The sequence below is a fragment of the Microbulbifer maximicatervae (SeqCode) genome, assembly GCF_052467325.1.
In genome coordinates, this window is record NZ_CP174310.1 from 4,980,324 (window position 1) to 4,996,153 (window position 15,830).

A 15,830-nucleotide genomic window follows, 5' to 3' on the forward strand; every position below is an offset into this window, starting at 1 on the left:
CCTTATACGGCGCTGGCTTTGTGCCAGTCGGTTACCTGTTGGTATTGGTGGGCGATATTGAGCATGCGCGCCTCTTCCAGGTAATTACCGGTTATTTGCAGGCCCACTGGCATATTGTCCACCAGGCCACAGGGTACAGACATGCCCGGTAGTCCGGCGAGGTTGGTGGCGATGGTGTAGATATCCTCCAGGTACATAGCTACCGGGTCAGCGCTCTTTGCGCCAAGCTCGAAAGCGGGGGAGGGGGTCGTGGGGCCCATAATCACATCCACTTTTTCGAATGCTTCGACAAAGTCCTGCTTGATCAGGCGTCGGGCCTGTTGGGCTTTGTTGTAATAAGCATCGTAATAACCGGCGGACAGGGCGTAGGTGCCTACCAGGATGCGACGCTGCACTTCTTCGCCGAAGCCTTCACCACGGGAGCGCATATAGAGATCGCGCAGGTCTTTGGGCTCTTCACAGCGGTAGCCATAGCGCACCCCATCGAATCGAGATAGGTTGGCAGAGGCTTCAGCGGGGGCGATCACATAGTAAGCAGGTATCGCTAACTCGGTATGTGGCAGGCTGATATCGACCAGTTGAGCCCCCAGCTTTTCAAACGCTCTCAAAGCTTCCTGAACCCGGCTTGCGGTTTCAGGGTTAAGCCCCTCCCCAAAGTACTCTCGGGGTACTCCGATCCGCAGCCCGGCGATCGGGTTATTCAGTTCGGCGGTAAAGTCAGTGAGCTGCTGCTTCAGACTGGTGGAATCTTTCGGGTCGTGGCTGGCCATGGCGGAGAGCAAATAAGCAGCGTCTTCCGCATTGCGGGCTATGGGGCCGGCCTGATCCAGGCTGGAGGCGTAGGCAACGATACCGTAGCGGGAAATACGCCCGTAGGTGGGCTTCAGCCCGGTGGTGTTTGTCAACGCTGCCGGCTGGCGAATAGAGCCGCCGGTATCGGTAGCTGTAGCGCCGGGTATCAGTTGTGCAGCAACTGCCGCAGCTGAGCCACCGGAGGAACCGCCGGGCACACAGCGGGTATTCCAGGGGTTTTTTACTGGGCCGTAAAAGCTGCTTTCGTTGGATGAGCCCATGGCGAATTCATCCATATTGGTCTTGCCCAGGGAGACGGTGCCGGCAGCGTTGAGGTTATCTACCACCGTGGCATCGTAGGGAGGGATAAAATTATCCAGCATTTTTGAGGCACAGCTGGTGCGCACGCCGTTAGTGCAAATAATATCTTTGTGGGCGATGGGCACACCGCACAGTGCCGGTGTCTCTCCGTTGGCCAGGCGTTGGTCGGCGGCTGCGGCTTGCGCTAGGGCGCTCTCTTCGGTGACGGTAATAAAACTGTTGTAGTTGCTGTCCAGTTGCTGGATGCGGCCGAGTAAATGGCGGGTTAGCTCTGTACTTGAGAACTCTTTGCTCCGCAATCCACGGATGATCTCGGCGATAGTAAGCTGATGCATGTTATTCCCTTAAAGGCTCTAGACGGGCTGAGGGCTGGGTATTTAGGTGGATTTCGTTGGTGTTGGACCGGTTAATCAATCACTTTGGGAACCAGGTAGAGGCCTTCTTCGGTTTGGGGAGCCAGTGTTAGGAAGTCTTCTCGATTGTCAGTCTCTGTTACTGTGTCGGTGCGAAGCTCCTGAACTTCGTCCAGTGGGTGCGCCATCGGGGCGATACCATCGGTATTGGTGGATTGCAGCTGGTCTACCAATTGCAAAACATCCCCGAGACGGTTGCTGACTTCATCGATGGTTTCTTTGGATATGGCGATTCGGGCCAACTCCGCAAGTTTCTCTACAGTTTGCGTATCCACTGTCATGGTGATGGACTCCTCCAGCTTGAGTTGCGAGTCGAAAGCTGCCCGTATGATATGTGGCGGGCAGAACCGGCAAATTTAGCACAATGGGGGTATATTCTCACCGGCCCGAGCTGTAATGAATAGTGAGCCTCAAATGACCTCCCTTCAGCCTTGCCCTGATGCCTAGCCGTTGTTAGAGTTTGCCGAAACCTGCCGAGTGATGAGAGACTCCGGTATTTTGCGTAGAATCCGATTCGAAATGCGGCTCGGAACTCAGAATTATTTATGCGGACTAATTAGGATTTGTATCCATAAAAGAAGCCGCGCCCGCAGTGCCCGACCTGGGGGCTGATAATTAGTACAAGGTAATCGAATTCCATGTTTAAACGTTTGCGGGGTATGTTTTCCAGTGATCTCTCCATCGACCTGGGAACTGCCAACACGCTGATTTACGTTCGCGATCGCGGCGTAGTACTCGACGAACCCTCTGTCGTCGCAATCCGTCACTACAATGGCCAGAAAATTGTTGAGGCTGTCGGAGTAGAAGCTAAACGCATGCTCGGCCGGACCCCAGGCAATATTACCGCTATTCGCCCGCTGAAGGATGGTGTTATCGCCGACTTCCAGGTGACTGAAAAAATGTTGCAGCACTTTATTAAGAAAGTGCACGAAAATAGTTGGATGCGCCCGAGCCCAAGAGTGTTGGTATGCGTTCCCTGCCAGTCAACAGAAGTGGAGCGCCGCGCGATTCGCGAGTCTGCCCTGGGCGCCGGTGCCCGCGAAGTATCGCTGATCGAAGAGCCCATGGCAGCTGCAATTGGTGCCGGTTTAAATGTCGAGGAAGCGAGCGGCTCTATGGTAGTGGATATCGGTGGGGGCACCACTGAGATCGCCATTATCTCCCTCAATGGTGTGGTTTACTCCGATTCTGTGCGCATTGGCGGTGACCGCTTTGACGAGGCTATCGTCAACTATGTGCGTCGCAACTACGGCAGTGTGATCGGTGATGCGACTGCTGAGCGGATCAAAGAGGAAATTGGCTGCGCTTATGCGGGCAGTGAGGTTCGTGAGATCGACGTACGTGGCCGCAACCTGGCCGAGGGTGTGCCCCGCAGTTTCACCCTGAACTCCGATGAAATTCTCGAGGCCCTGCAAGAACCCTTGACCGGGATTGTGCAAGCGGTAAAAAGTGCGCTGGAGCAATCTCCCCCCGAGTTGGCCTCCGATATCGCTGAGCGCGGTATGGTGCTGACTGGTGGTGGCGCCCTGCTGCGCGATCTCGATCGCCTGCTGATGGAAGAATCCGGTCTGCCGGTAATTGTTGCTGATGACCCGCTGACCTGTGTGGCTCGGGGTGGCGGCAAAGCACTGGATATGTTGGACCGCAGCCGCCTCTACTTGATGTCCAACTGACAGACGGTATTGCGTAATATAGATAGGGAGCCTGTGGTTTTACCCGGGGGTTCCCTTGAATAAAAACAGAGCAAGCACTTTTATAGCTTGTGCTTATCTCATTGTCTTTGATTGACCTGCTAAGAGGGAATTGCCTGTGAAACCGCTATTTACCCGCGGTCCCTCTGCTGAATACCGCTTGGGCTTTCTCGCCATACTCGCAATCTCGCTGATCGTCTCCGATCATTACACCAATTGGTTTCAGCCTGTTCGCGAACGCTTATCTGGGGTGATCGCTCCACTGTATTGGGTGACAGGTGCCCCTGAGCGTGTGGGTGATTGGGCGGATGAACAGTTTCGCTCTCGCGAGGAGTTACAAGAAGAGAACAGTCGCCTCAAGCGGCAGGTACTGTTACTGGAACAACGCAGCCAGTTATTGGCTGCCGTCAAAGCGGAGAATACTCAGCTAAAAGAGCTGATGAATTCGGCGGAAATGGTCGACGACCGAGTACTGGTGGCCCAGGTGGTGGGTGTTACCCCTGACCCTCTGGAGCATGTACTGCTGATTGACAAGGGCCGGGATGACGGCGTTGATATTGGCACCCCGGTAATGGATGCCAGCGGTTTGCTGGGGCAGGTGATTGAGGCTGGTGACTCTTATAGTCGTATCCTGCTGATCACTGATTCAAGTCATGCTATTCCTGTCCAGGTTTTACGCAACAGCATGCGCACTGTCGCTGAGGGAACAGGTGACCTGTATCGTCTGAAGTTGCGTCATCTCGCCAATACAAGTGATATCCGTGAAGGCGACTTGTTACTCAGTTCTGGTCTGGGAAGTCGGTTTCCTGCGGGTTATCCGGTTGGAGAGGTTATTTCGGTGCAGAGAGATCCGGGGAAACCCTTTGCGGAGGCCGAAGTGCTACCTAGGGGACGAATGAATCGCAGTCGATTTGTATTAGCGGTTATCGGCGATGGAGGACGCTCTGTTGCAAGCGAATAACCGCTGGTTTATTGCGGTCACGATTCTGCTGTCCTTGCTGCTTGCCGTTATGCCTTTGCCGCAACAATGGCTTTGGTTTCGTCCTGCATTTCCGGCCTTGCTGGTGATATTCTGGATTACTCGCATGCCTCAGAGCTTTGGCGTGGGGTTCGCCTGGGTGATCGGTATATTCCAGGATTTGGCTACTGGGGCGAGCCTGGGAACTCACGCCCTAGCCCTGTCGGTTCTCGCCTATTTCAGTCTGCTTACATATCAGCGTACCCGAGCATTTAACCCCGCCCAGCAATTATTGTGGGTATTTGTTCTGGTGGGTATTCACCAAGTCGTGGGCAATTGGGTGCATGGCCTTGAGGGGAAGTCGGTACCCGGGCTGACCTTCCTGTGGCCAGCTCTTACCACAGCCCTGCTCTGGCCCTGGGTGACCCCATGGCTGAGGAGCCTTTCCGGGCGTTTACACGTTCGTTGACCGTCTCGTCAGCACTGTAAATCAGTGTAAAAAATCGATCATTTTTCGAACAGTATCGCTATAATCAGCCGCTGGCCCACAGGGAATATGTATTAGAGTGACAAAAAGCGCTTCTGACAATCGACTTCTTTTAGCCTCGGGTTCACCGCGTCGCGCCGAACTATTGACCCAAATTGGGGTGTCTTTTTCCCAATTATCACCTTCTGTTATAGAACAAAAGCAACCTAATGAAAGTACTCTTGAGTACATAGAGCGCCTGGCTCATGACAAGGCTATCGCTGGATTTCGCGCTGCTGGCTGTCCAGAAGGGCTTTGGACCTTGGGAGCGGATACGGTGGTTATGGCGGGCGACAGATTACTGGAAAAGCCGGAAGATTTTACTGACTTTGAATCCATGATGTTGACTTTGTCGGGTGTAGAGCACTCTGTGTTTACTGCAGTGTGTTTGCGCTCCCAGGAATGCCAGTTTAGCCGCGTGGTGGAAACTCGAGTGAGGTTTCGCCACCTGTCCAGAGCTCAAATAGCAGATTACTGGAGGACCGGGGAACCTGTCGATAAGGCCGGCGGTTACGGTATACAGGGTTTTGGCGCCGCCTTGGTAGAAGCTTTTAGTGGCAGTTATAGCAATGTTGTCGGACTCCCCCTGGAAGCTCTGATTCCGATGCTGGATCATGCGGGAATTCCCTATTGGCAGGAGGGCCAATCTTGAGCGAAGAGCTGTTAATTAATGTCGCACCAACCGAAACTCGGGTGGCCTTGGTAGAGAATGGTGTGCTTCAGGAAGTCTATCTGGAGCGCAGCGCGCGGCGCGGGATTGTAGGCAATATCTACAAGGGAAAGGTGATTCGTGTATTACCCGGGATGCAGGCGGCTTTTGTCGATATTGGCCTTGAACGTGCAGGCTTTATTCATGCGTCGGATATCGCGCCTCTCGATGATGAAGGCATGGAGGCGCGGGATGCTGAGGTAGCAGATATTCGCGCTCTGGTCAGGGAGGGGCAGTCACTGATTGTACAGGTGGTGAAAGACCCGATCAGCAGTAAAGGGGCTCGACTGACTACCCATTTATCGGTCTCTGCGCGCTATCTGGTATATATGCCGCAAACCCGCCATATCGGCATCTCCAACCGTATTGAAGATGAAAGCGAACGAGAGCGGCTGCGCCAATTGGTTGAAGCGGCTTCACTGCGCCTCGCAGAGGATGGCTTGTCTGCTGACGGAGGCTTTATTTTACGTACTGTTGCCGAGGGGGTGAGCGAGGAAGAGCTGTTGAGGGATATCCCGTTCCTATACAAATTGTGGGGCGAGCTGGACGAGCGAATCAAGGAGCGTCCGGTGCCTTCGGTTATCTATGAGGATCTTCCGTTATTTATGCGTGCATTGCGTGACCTTGCGCGCCCCTATACAGAAAAGATTCGTATAGACTCCCGTGAGGCTCACGGTCGTGCGGCAGAATTTGCCGGTAAATATGCGCCGGAGATTGCCGGTCGTCTGGAGCACTACCCCGGTGAGCGCCCACTGTTTGATTTGTACGGTGTTGAAGAGGAGATAAGAAGAGCACTGCACAACAAAGTAACTTTAAAGTCTGGCGGCTACCTGATCGTAGAGCAGACAGAAGCGATGAGTACGATTGACGTCAATACCGGTGCTTTTGTTGGCCACCGGAATCTGGAAGAGACTATCTTCAAAACCAATCTGGAGGCCGCCACAGCAATTGCCCGCCAGTTGCGTTTGAGGAATCTGGGGGGGATTATCATTATCGATTTTATCGATATGAAAGATCCTGAGCACCAGAGGCAAGTCTTGCGCACCCTGGAAAAGGCTCTGGAACGGGATCATGCCAAGTCCAGCATCACTGGGGTCTCAGAGCTTGGATTGGTTGAAATGACTCGCAAGCGCACCAGAGAGTCATTGGGACAGATTTTATGTGAACCCTGCTCAGTCTGTAGTGGTAGGGGGACCCTAAAGAGTGCTGAGACGGTTTGTTTCGAGGTTTTCCGTGAGATTATTCGTGAAGCGCGCTCTTACGATAGTGAAAAAATAATGGTGCTGGCTAGCCAGGTGGTAATAGATCTTTTGCTCGATGAAGAGTCGGCCAATGTCGCCGACCTTGAAGAATTTATTGGTCGGCCTATCCAATTCCAGGTAGAGCCCATTTACAACCAGGAGCAGTATGACATTGTTCTTGTGTAATCCTTTATTCACCCGCCCGCAAGCTACGAGAGCTTATTGTCAGCACTCGGTCTACGCCTGTTCGCTGGTGAGGGTATAGCGATGGTTGTAATACGCTGGATTGCAAGAAAATTCTGGTTGCTGTCGATAAGCTTGGTGATTGCCCTGGCAATCATCGTGCAGACAGGGCGATTGCTGTCCCCGCAGGTAGAGAACTATCGTCCACAGATTAGTCATTGGCTTAGTGAGCAGCTTGGTGTTCCTGTACAGATGGATCGTATTTCCCTGCGTTGGGAGGCCCTTGAAGTTGCATTGCAGCTGGATGGGCTGCGCCTGGGGGAACACGGTGAGCTGAGAATGGGGCACGGTCTGTTCCAGCTGGATTTGCTTTCCAGCCTATGGAATAGAGAGTTGGTCTGGAAAGACCTGCAAATGAATCAGTTTTCGGCCGGGCTCAACCGCGATGAAAATGGCCTCTGGTATCTGCAGGGGTTTCCCGATGCCCCACTTAAGCTTGAAGGCAGCACTGCACCTAATCCCGAAGCAGCAGATCCGGCCCGCCTGTTCCAATTGAGCCCCAAAATCCAAATCAGTGATGCAGCGATCACTGTGCGCCTTCCCGATGAGCAGCTGGCAGAAATTAATTTGCCTGAAATCCAGCTGGAAAATAGCGGAGATTTTCACCGACTGACTGCACGGGCTTTTATTTCCCGTGAAGGGGAGAGTAGCCAAGTTGATGAAGAGACCCTGCGGGTTGTGCTAGAGGGGCGGGGCAACCCGAAAGACAAAGAGCACTTCTCACTGCGGGGCTATATGCAGCTTAATGAGTTGCTACTCGACGAAGATATCATTGACTTGCTGCACGAACTTACTCCGTTGCCTGACCGGTTCCATTGGAAAGGGAAGAAATGGGCAGATGGCCGCTTATGGCTTCACAGTAATGCTGCCAGTGGCTATCGCATAGTCGGTCAGGTGGATCTGGCTCAAGTTGAGAGCTTGGCCGATATGCAAAAGGCAAATGATATAGAGGAGCATAGCCTGGCCCCACTGAGAGCTTTTTCTGGAGATTTGTCTGGGCGTTGGCTGCCTGGTGAGCACTGGCGATTAGCTTTGCAGAATATTCAAATTGACTGGCAGGACCTGCAAATGCCGCCGCTCAATCTGCAGGTGAGAAGCGATCAAGAAGGGTTGTCCCTAGTGGCTGATGTGGTTGATCTCGCAGGATGGAGCGGTATTTTAAATCGCCTGTCTCTGCTCGAGGGAGCTGCTGATGAGTGGTTGCGCGCTCTAAAGCCTCGAGGCCAATTACACAGCGTGCGTCTTCGGACTGGTGCGGGCCGTCAGTTAGAGATAAGTGCAAACCTGAAAGATATTACCGCTGAAGCATTCCGTGGAGCCCCGGCTATTGCCCAACTGAGCGGATATTTACAAGTTGAGGGCGCCAGCGGTCGGGTTGAGCTCGATGGCACTCCCCTGGGGGCACACTTTCCCAACCTGTACAAAAACGCCTTTGAGTTTGAGCAAGCCAGCGGCACCATCTCTTGGAATGTCGATAAGGCGCAGAATGCAGTTACCGTCTTTTCGGGCCCATTGATGCTGAATGGTGAACTCGGAGAGGTCGGTGGACAGTTTATGCTTTCACTACCTTTTTACGCCCAGACACGACCGGCGGATCTGGTGCTGTCCCTGTCTTTGAAAGATGCGGGTGTTGTTACTCAAGAAGAGCTGGTGCCATTTGTTGTCAGTGATGACTTGCGCAAATGGCTGAAAACTGGTTTGGGTGAAAACAATCAAGGGCGCGTTGAGAGCGCAGCTTTTATTTATCGCGGCAGTAGTTATAGCAAAGATGGCAAGGATGAATCCCTTCGAGCGATCGGGGTTCACTCTAAGCGCCGGACTATTCAGTTGGCGCTCGATTTTTCAAATGCGAGCTTGGATTACGCCAGTGACTGGCCTGGAGTTCGACAAGTGGATGGTCGCTTGTTGCTCGATGATGAAATTGTGCGGGTCAACGCCAATAAAGCCAAGCTTTGGAGCATGGATGCGAAAAATATCCAGGTTGCAGTAACTCCTCAAGCGGGGGGAGGCTCACGCCTGGACGTGCGAACTGGTGTGGCTGGTCCTGCCGCCGATGGATTGCGTCTGTTGCGTGAATCACCAATCAGGGATCACCTTGGAAGTGCCTTTGATGACTGGACTCTGACGGGCCAATTAGATGGCGCCGTGTCCCTGTCTCTTCCATTGGGAGGAGCAACTGTAGCGCCTAAGCAGCATGTTGAACTCAAATTGAATCACGGTGGTCTTCAGTTGCAGGGGCTGCGTCTTGATACGACTGCACTCAATGGCTTGGTTAAATATGACAGTACTACAGGCCTCGAGGGCACCAAGGTCAAAGGCAAATTGTGGGGACGCCCGCTGACTGCACGTATCCAGCACTTCGGTGAGGGGGATGCGAGGGAAACCCAGGTGATTATTGACGGTAATGCGCTGATTGAGTCGGTACATGCATGGAGTTCACGGCCGGAGCTGCAGTGGCTCGAGGGTGGGATGGATTACCAGGCCCTGGTGACCATTCCTGCGAAATCAGCTGAAACACCCTACGCCGCAATATTTGAACTTACCTCAAATCTGACAGGCGTCGCAGTTAACTTGCCTGAGCCCTTGGGCAAGGAAGCGGAAGCGGAAACCAATTTTGTATTACGAGTGCCTATCGGGGAGCAGGGTAGCTTGTTCCATATGGATTACGGTGAGCACTTACAAGGGCAGTTTTGGCTGATCGATGGGGAGTTGGATCGAGCTGCGATTGCTTTGAATTCGGAGGCTAACTTGCCTTCTAAACGAGAGTTAACGGTCACAGGAGATATTTCCACTGTAGATTTTCTTCGTTGGAAGTCGTTGTTGGACATCTATCAGTCCTCTGAGCCAACGGGCGACAGAGAAGGCAATACCTTTGCGGCAGCCACAAAAAAACCGGTAGATGCTGAGGAGAGTTCTAGTCAACCGCTACCGGTGCGCTTGGATCTCAGCACTGACCAGTTGCAGCTGGGTTCTGTGGATATTGAGCATATCCATGTTAAAGGTGAGGGAGTCGGGGCAAACTGGAAGCTTAAAATTGACAGTGAAATGGTTGCGGGGGATCTGGCTGGACTATTGGATGGCACTGCACCGTTGAGCTTGAAGCTCGCTCACTTGCGCTTGCCAATGCCTGAAAAACAGCCTGAACTGGGCGATGAGGCGTTCCCCTTGGACCCCTTTATAGAAGAGGTGGTATCAGACCCTTTGGCCGGGTTTGACTTTACCAGTTTGCCACAGATTGACTTCAGTACTGAAAGCCTGCAAATAGGTGAGGAAGCATTGGGTCCTTGGTCATTTAAATTAAGGCCATCTGTAGATCGTCTGGTGCTGAGTGACATCTTTGGTACGGTGAGGGGGTTCCGCCTTGAAGGGCAGGGCAAAGGCAAAAATGAAGCGGGTGCCGAGCTGGTATGGATGAGGGATGCTGAGGGGCAGGAATCATCACAGTTTATCGGTCGGTTGGTGGCTGATGATCTCGCGGATATTCAGCGGGAGATGGGACATGAGCCGTTGATTGAAAGCAAGTCGGCGAGTTTTGAAACCGCTTTTAAGTGGGCGGGATCTCCGACGCAGGTGAAAAGCAGCCTGCTATCCGGGGAGCTCAAAATTGATATTCGCGATGGTCGGTTTCTGCGCTCTACTGGTGCGACGGGCTCTACCGTGTTGCGTTTATTGTCGCTGTTTAACTTCGATACTTGGGCTCGACGTTTACGCCTTGATTTTTCAGATCTCTATAAAAGTGGTATGGCCTTTGATCGGGTGAGGGGCGAAGTGGTCTTTGAAGGCGATGGCCAGCTCCTTATTGCGGTTCCGATCCAGGTAGAGGGCCCGACCAGTGAACTGCAGATGGCTGGACGAGTGAATTTAGTCCGTGAAGATTTGGACTTGACCTTAGTGGCTACCTTGCCGGTGGGGAATAACCTCGCTCTGGTTGCGGCCTTGGCAGGGGGATTACCTGCGGCGGCAGGTGTTTACCTGATCAGTAAGGCATTTAAAAAGCAAGTTAAGAAAGTCGCCAGTGTCAGTTACCGAATAAGTGGTGGTTGGGCTGATCCACAAATGCGATTTGAGAAGTTATTCGATGGTGACGGTGCTAAACGCCAGGGAGCAGTCCTGGAGGATGAGGGAAATGAGTCGCAGGTTGAGGCCCGCCCTGAGGAGCAGCTGCCGCCTGCCGCCTGAACTTTAATTACCCTATAGCCATCTAATCTTAGTGTTGATTCCCTGTAGAAGGAGCACAGCAGATGGCATGGTATTCAATATTGTTCACCCTCCTTTGTGGCGCCGCCACCCTTTCGGCGTGCTCTGAGGCCGATGACCACCAGCGCGATCAGAATATGACGGTCGCTCAAGCTGAAAAGCATATTGCAGAGGGGACTGATCTCGATCAGATCCCTAAGTCTGTCTGGAAGCAGATCCTGCCAGAGGATCGCTACAAAGTTCTCTGGAAAAAAGGTACCGAGCCCGCTTTTAGTGGCAAGCTTCTGAATAACAAAGAGAAAGGGGTTTATGTTACCGCAGGTTGCCGTTTACCGGTTTTCAGCTCTGAGCAGAAGTTTGAATCCGGTACTGGTTGGCCCAGCTTTTGGGATGTTGCCTACCCACAAAATATTGTCTTAAAGGACGATTACAGCTGGGGCTTGAAGCGGACTGAGGTGTTATCAAAGTGCGGGGAACATTTGGGGCATGTTTTTAAAGATGGCCCGGAGCCCACTGGTTTACGCTACTGCCTAAATTCTCTCGCCCTGGACTTTGTGCCGGCTTCTGGGGATAAGAAAGCGCAATAACTTCTGGTGTCTAGATTGCGGGCGCTGCCAGCCAGTTAACTCTGGAGCGCCCGGAGCCCTTATTCCGCTTCCTGGATAAAGAAGTCGCGAAGATAGCGGAATAATTTTCGTTGATTGGTTGGTGGCTTATTGTTTTTGATTTCTCGATGGGAGTCCCTAATCAGTTGGCGCAGCTGTTGGTGGTCGGCACCAGTGTACTGGTCAAAGAACTCACCCTGGGCACTATTGCCTTCTTCCAGTAGTCGTTTGCGCCAGTCTTCAGCCATTTTATCGAAACGCAGGTGTTGTTGGTCTCGCTCTTTAAAGCGGCTCAGCACTGTTTCTATCGCTTCTTGGTCGGCACTGCGCATCAACTTGCCGATATACTGCATCTGGCGCCGGCGAGCTTCATTGGATTTGATCCGATGTAGCGTAGCAATAGCCTCCTGCAAGTCCTCATCTATGGGGACTTCAGCCAGTTGGGCCTTGGAGAGCTCGGTTAGTTGCTTGCCGAGATCCTGCAGCTCGTGCATTTCTTTTTTGACCTGAGTTTTACTTTTCGGCAGGTCGCCATCGTAATCGTCGTATTCGTACATCTTTGATTCGCTTTCGGTAAATAAGGGGGCTTGGTCCAGAGGTGATTTAGCTAAAGTACCAAGTGGCCAAGCCCAGAAAAGACATAAAGCCTACTACATCGGTGACTGTAGTAAGCGCTACCCCGCCGGCCAGTGCCGGGTCTATATTCATGGCACGCAATGCTACTGGTAATATTGCTCCGGCGAGTGCGGCGGTTAATAGGTTGATTATCATGGCGGCAAGGATAATTACCGCAATCCATATATCGCCAAACCACATGGCGGTTATCAAGCCCATCACAAGCGCCCACAAAAGAGCATTGAGTGCCGCCGAACCCAGCTCACGGGAAAGTAGCCAGCTTAAATTACTGTGTCCTATCTGGCCTAAGGCCATACCGCGAATGACCACTGTCAGCGTTTGGCTACCGGCCACGCCTCCCATGCTGGCGACGATGGGCATTAGGACTGCTAGGGCTACCACCTTGTCCAGGGTATTTTGGAACAAACTGATCACCCAGGAGGCAAGCAGAGCTGTGAGCAGATTAATACCCAACCAAACGGCCCGGCGCCGCGCAGTGCGTCCTACTGGGGCAAAGGTGTCTTCCTCCTCATCGAGGCCGGCAAGGCTCATCAGGGAGTGATCTGCATCCTCTCGGATAACATCCACTACATCGTCAATGGTGATTCGCCCCAGCAGGCGGTTATCCTCATCGACTACTGGTGCGGTAATCCAGTCATATTTCTCAAACAAGCGCGCGACTTCTGTGTCGGGCATATCTGCGGGTATTGGTTCCACATCGGTATTGACCACTTCGCGAACTGTCACCGATGGGTCTGTGGTGAGAAGTTTGGATAGTGGCAAGAGACCGATATATTGGCCCCTCCTGTTAATCACAAAAAGGCTGTCGGTAGATTCCGGTAGTTGTTCATGGCGCCTAAGGTAGCGAAGTACCACATCGAGAGTCAGGTTGGGGCGGACAGAGATAGTATCCGTATCCATTAAACCGCCGGCCGTGTTCTCATCATAGGCGAGAACACTTTCAACCCGGAGACGGTCGGTTTCCGTCATCGATGAGAGCACTTCGGCAACAACTCGCTCCGGCAGCTGCTGAAGTATATCGGCGATGTCGTCGGCATCCAGGCCTTCCATCACCTCCACCATCTCCTCGGTATCCATAGTGGCGAGGATCTGGCTGCGCACATCGTCGGTGAGTTCCTGCAGGACCTCACCCTCTATTTCCCTATCCACCAAATTCCAAAGTACCTGGCGGATACGCGGTGGAGAGCTCTCCAGCAATTGCGCAACACTCTGGGGAGTTAGGGTCTTGAGCATGCGCCGGACTTCTTGTCCCGTACCGCTATCCAGCGCGGCATACAGCTCACCCAGCTGATTCTGTGCGCGGAATTTGATTTCGGCTTGGGGAGAGCTGGGCACAACAAGTCCTTACTGCTAATGGTGGATTTGGGAGGCGATGTAAAAGCTTAGCGATTTAATGTTTAGAGTGAGATTTTCCTGGCAATAGTATACCGGCCTCTATTCAGCTTCGCCGAATCGATCGGAGATCAGTGTGCTGATAGCTTCCAGGGCAGCATTTTCATCTGTCCCCTCTATTTCCAATTCCAGCTCCGTGCCTTTGCCTGCAGCTAGTAACATCAGGGCCATCACGCTTTTTCCATCTACGGCTTTACCCTGGCAATGCACTTTAATATTGGAGCAGAACCTGGAGGAGGTCTGCGCGAACTTGCTTGCAGCGCGGGCGTGCAAGCCGAGTTTATTGATGATGGTCAGTTGGTGTTTCTGCATTGCGCTGCTCGACAAAAATCTATTTTTGTTGCTCCCTGTGGCGTATCTGGACGTTATCAAACTCTTTGGAAAATTTCTTTACCAGCTGTTCAACCATATAAACTGATCGATGTCGGCCCCCAGTGCAGCCGATAGAGACACAGGTGTAGCTGCGATTACTTTTCTGGTACGAGGGCAGCCAGTTTTCCAGAAAGTTGGTGATGTCAGCCTCCATCTTTGCGGTCTCTGGGTGAGAGCGCAAGAATTCAGCGACTTCGATATCCTTACCGGTTTTTTCTCTTAGAGCAGGTTCCCAATAGGGATTGGGCAGGCAGCGTAGGTCAAAAATCAAGTCTGCATCCACTGGCACCCCATGTTTGAACCCAAAGGACTGGAAAAGAATCGCCATGCTGTTTGATTGTTCACCAACAACACGATTTTTAATCAGTTCACGCAGCTGGTGCAAACTCAAGGTGCTGGTATCAATAACCATATCCGCGATGGTGGAGATGGGGGTGAGCAGCTCTTTTTCCTGGTTGAGGGCTTCTAGTAGGTGGGTGCAGTCATTGCTGAGGGGGTGCTTTCGTCGGGTCTCGCTGAATCGCTGTACCAATACTGGCTCTCGCGCATCGAGATAAATAACATCGCATTGCACTCCCGCCTCGCGCAAAGATTCGATTACGCCGGGAGCCTGCCTGATGTCTTGCCAAAGGTTGCGGGCATCGACACCTAAGGCCAAAGGGGTATTCTCTTTCGGCGGTTGTGCCCTGACTCGCTTAACCAGCTCGGGGAGAAGGCTGGTGGGGAGGTTGTCGATGCAGTTGAAGCCAACATCCTCCAATAACTGCAGGGCAGAACTTTTACCGGAACCGGAGCGGCCACTAATTATCACCAAGCGCATGGGGAGCCCTTTTCTTTGGTCAAGTCTTTATTATTCCGCTTGTTGTACCACTTAAACACTGGAGTCAATGTCAGCTGCTAACCGAACTGCCCTCAAGCGGCTGCAGTACTATCAATAGCGAGGGCGTAGAGTTCATCACTACTCTGTGCTTGCCTTAGCTTATCTCTTACCAGGCTATCGGAAAACAAGGCGGCAATTTCTGCCAGTGTATCCAGATGTTCCTGCTCCGCATCTTCGGGAACCAGGAGAGTAAATAACAAGTCGACTGGCTGGCGATCGACAGAGTCAAAATCAATGGCGGGCTGTGTGGTACAGAGAACTCCGATGGGACTATCGCATCCGGGCAATCTGCAATGGGGGATTGCGACACCATCACCAATACCAGTGGAGCCCAGGCGCTCACGGGCGATCAGCTGGTTAAAAACTGTGTCGGAGTCGTGTTGGGGATATTGTTCGGCAATCGCCTGGGCAATATTGAGCAGTAACTTTTTTTTGCTGCTCCCCGCCAAGTGGCAAAGGCTGAGGCGGGGAGAGAGTAATGCTTCCAGTGTCATAGTTCAGCGATGGTTCTGCAACTTCTCTTTGTGTTTTTTCAGTTGGCGGTCCAGCTTATCAGTGAGCGCATCAATTGCCGCGTACATATCTCTGTCCTCAGACCCTGCACAGAGGTCGTGACCATTGATATGTACTGTCGCTTCAGCTTTTTGGATCAGCTTTTCGACGGACAAAATAACTTGCGCGTTGGTGATATTGTCGTAGTGCCTGGACAGCTTCTCCATTTTGCTTTCGCAGTAGCTGCGCATAGGTGAGGTTACGTCGACATGGTGGCCACTAATATTGATCTGCATGGATTTCTCCTTAAAAGTGCATCACAAGTCCGCGCTCACCCCCTATCGGGTCGCAACCCTACTAGG

General features: G+C 52.6%; 15 protein-coding genes. 7 read left to right on the plus strand and 8 right to left on the minus strand.

What is annotated here, in order from left to right; genetic code table 11:
• Nucleotides 1–2: 2 nt before the first annotated feature.
• Both gatA and gatC read right to left on the minus strand, forming a co-directional pair.
• Nucleotides 3–1,448 (minus strand): Asp-tRNA(Asn)/Glu-tRNA(Gln) amidotransferase subunit GatA, encoded by a 1,446-nt coding sequence (gene gatA, locus ACJJIE_RS22135; RefSeq protein ID WP_444893005.1) that lies wholly within the window; start codon nt 1,446–1,448, stop codon nt 3–5.
• A 71-nt stretch (nt 1,449–1,519) separates the two neighbouring features.
• Nucleotides 1,520–1,807 carry an Asp-tRNA(Asn)/Glu-tRNA(Gln) amidotransferase subunit GatC gene (gatC, locus tag ACJJIE_RS22140; RefSeq protein ID WP_282933916.1) on the minus strand — a complete coding sequence of 96 codons (288 nt, stop codon included), beginning with the start codon at nt 1,805–1,807 and terminating at the stop codon, nt 1,520–1,522.
• A 357-nt stretch (nt 1,808–2,164) separates the two neighbouring features.
• Between gatC and ACJJIE_RS22145 the strand changes: the two genes are divergently transcribed.
• From ACJJIE_RS22145 to msrB, 7 genes are all read left to right on the plus strand, one after another.
• Nucleotides 2,165–3,199 (plus strand): rod shape-determining protein, encoded by a 1,035-nt coding sequence (locus ACJJIE_RS22145; protein ID WP_020412569.1) that lies wholly within the window; start codon nt 2,165–2,167, stop codon nt 3,197–3,199.
• Between the two features lie 136 nt (nt 3,200–3,335).
• Nucleotides 3,336–4,178, plus strand: a complete 843-nt coding sequence (gene mreC, locus ACJJIE_RS22150) for a rod shape-determining protein MreC (RefSeq protein WP_444893006.1) — start codon at nt 3,336–3,338, stop codon at nt 4,176–4,178.
• Nucleotides 4,165–4,644 (plus strand): rod shape-determining protein MreD, encoded by a 480-nt coding sequence (gene mreD, locus ACJJIE_RS22155; protein ID WP_282933914.1) that lies wholly within the window; start codon nt 4,165–4,167, stop codon nt 4,642–4,644. The genes mreC and mreD overlap by 14 nt, the downstream gene beginning before the upstream one ends.
• Nucleotides 4,645–4,741: 97 nt before the next feature.
• Nucleotides 4,742–5,353, plus strand: coding sequence for a Maf family protein (locus tag ACJJIE_RS22160; RefSeq protein WP_444893007.1), 612 nt, complete (start codon nt 4,742–4,744; stop codon nt 5,351–5,353).
• On the plus strand, nt 5,350–6,837 hold the full coding sequence (rng, locus tag ACJJIE_RS22165) for a ribonuclease G (RefSeq protein ID WP_444893008.1): 1,488 nt from the start codon (nt 5,350–5,352) through the stop codon (nt 6,835–6,837). Before ACJJIE_RS22160 ends, rng begins: the two co-directional genes overlap by 4 nt.
• Before the next feature lie 36 nt (nt 6,838–6,873).
• A complete protein-coding gene (locus tag ACJJIE_RS22170; RefSeq protein WP_444893009.1) occupies nt 6,874–11,073 on the plus strand; it encodes a YhdP family protein in 4,200 nt (1,399 codons plus the stop codon).
• A 62-nt stretch (nt 11,074–11,135) separates the two neighbouring features.
• Nucleotides 11,136–11,678, plus strand: a complete 543-nt coding sequence (msrB, locus tag ACJJIE_RS22175; RefSeq protein ID WP_444893010.1) for a peptide-methionine (R)-S-oxide reductase MsrB — start codon at nt 11,136–11,138, stop codon at nt 11,676–11,678.
• 59 nt (nt 11,679–11,737) lie between these two features.
• On the opposite strand, the gene yjgA is transcribed toward msrB, so the two are convergent.
• From yjgA to hpf, 6 genes are all read right to left on the minus strand, one after another.
• On the minus strand, nt 11,738–12,253 hold the full coding sequence (gene yjgA, locus ACJJIE_RS22180) for a ribosome biogenesis factor YjgA (RefSeq protein ID WP_444893011.1): 516 nt from the start codon (nt 12,251–12,253) through the stop codon (nt 11,738–11,740).
• Nucleotides 12,254–12,299: 46 nt separating this feature from the next.
• Complete coding sequence (gene mgtE, locus ACJJIE_RS22185; protein ID WP_444893012.1) at nt 12,300–13,667, minus strand: magnesium transporter; 1,368 nt, start codon at nt 13,665–13,667, stop codon at nt 12,300–12,302.
• Nucleotides 13,668–13,766: 99 nt separating this feature from the next.
• Entirely contained in the window at nt 13,767–14,036 is a 270-nt protein-coding gene (locus tag ACJJIE_RS22190; protein ID WP_282933907.1) for an HPr family phosphocarrier protein, read from the minus strand.
• A 19-nt stretch (nt 14,037–14,055) separates the two neighbouring features.
• The gene (gene rapZ, locus ACJJIE_RS22195; RefSeq protein WP_282933906.1) at nt 14,056–14,916 is read right to left on the minus strand and encodes an RNase adapter RapZ; all 861 of its coding nucleotides are present in this window, start codon (nt 14,914–14,916) and stop codon (nt 14,056–14,058) included.
• A gap of 92 nt (nt 14,917–15,008) precedes the next feature.
• On the minus strand, nt 15,009–15,470 hold the full coding sequence (gene ptsN, locus ACJJIE_RS22200) for a PTS IIA-like nitrogen regulatory protein PtsN (protein WP_108734231.1): 462 nt from the start codon (nt 15,468–15,470) through the stop codon (nt 15,009–15,011).
• 3 nt (nt 15,471–15,473) lie between these two features.
• Nucleotides 15,474–15,764, minus strand: coding sequence for a ribosome hibernation-promoting factor, HPF/YfiA family (gene hpf, locus ACJJIE_RS22205; protein WP_108734230.1), 291 nt, complete (start codon nt 15,762–15,764; stop codon nt 15,474–15,476).
• Between the last annotated feature and the right edge of the window lie 66 nt (nt 15,765–15,830).

What these genes read in the sequence shown, in the direction of transcription:
- gatA (WP_444893005.1), bottom strand. Translation starts at nt 1,448, where the DNA reads ATGCATCAGCTTACTATCGCCGAGATCATCCGTGGATTGCGGAGCAAA.
- gatC (WP_282933916.1), bottom strand. Translation starts at nt 1,807, where the DNA reads ATGACAGTGGATACGCAAACTGTAGAGAAACTTGCGGAGTTGGCCCGA.
- ACJJIE_RS22145 (WP_020412569.1), top strand. Translation starts at nt 2,165, where the DNA reads ATGTTTAAACGTTTGCGGGGTATGTTTTCCAGTGATCTCTCCATCGAC.
- msrB (WP_444893010.1), top strand. Translation starts at nt 11,136, where the DNA reads ATGGCATGGTATTCAATATTGTTCACCCTCCTTTGTGGCGCCGCCACC.
- yjgA (WP_444893011.1), bottom strand. Translation starts at nt 12,253, where the DNA reads ATGTACGAATACGACGATTACGATGGCGACCTGCCGAAAAGTAAAACT.
- ACJJIE_RS22190 (WP_282933907.1), bottom strand. Translation starts at nt 14,036, where the DNA reads ATGCAGAAACACCAACTGACCATCATCAATAAACTCGGCTTGCACGCC.
- rapZ (WP_282933906.1), bottom strand. Translation starts at nt 14,916, where the DNA reads ATGCGCTTGGTGATAATTAGTGGCCGCTCCGGTTCCGGTAAAAGTTCT.
- ptsN (WP_108734231.1), bottom strand. Translation starts at nt 15,470, where the DNA reads ATGACACTGGAAGCATTACTCTCTCCCCGCCTCAGCCTTTGCCACTTG.
- hpf (WP_108734230.1), bottom strand. Translation starts at nt 15,764, where the DNA reads ATGCAGATCAATATTAGTGGCCACCATGTCGACGTAACCTCACCTATG.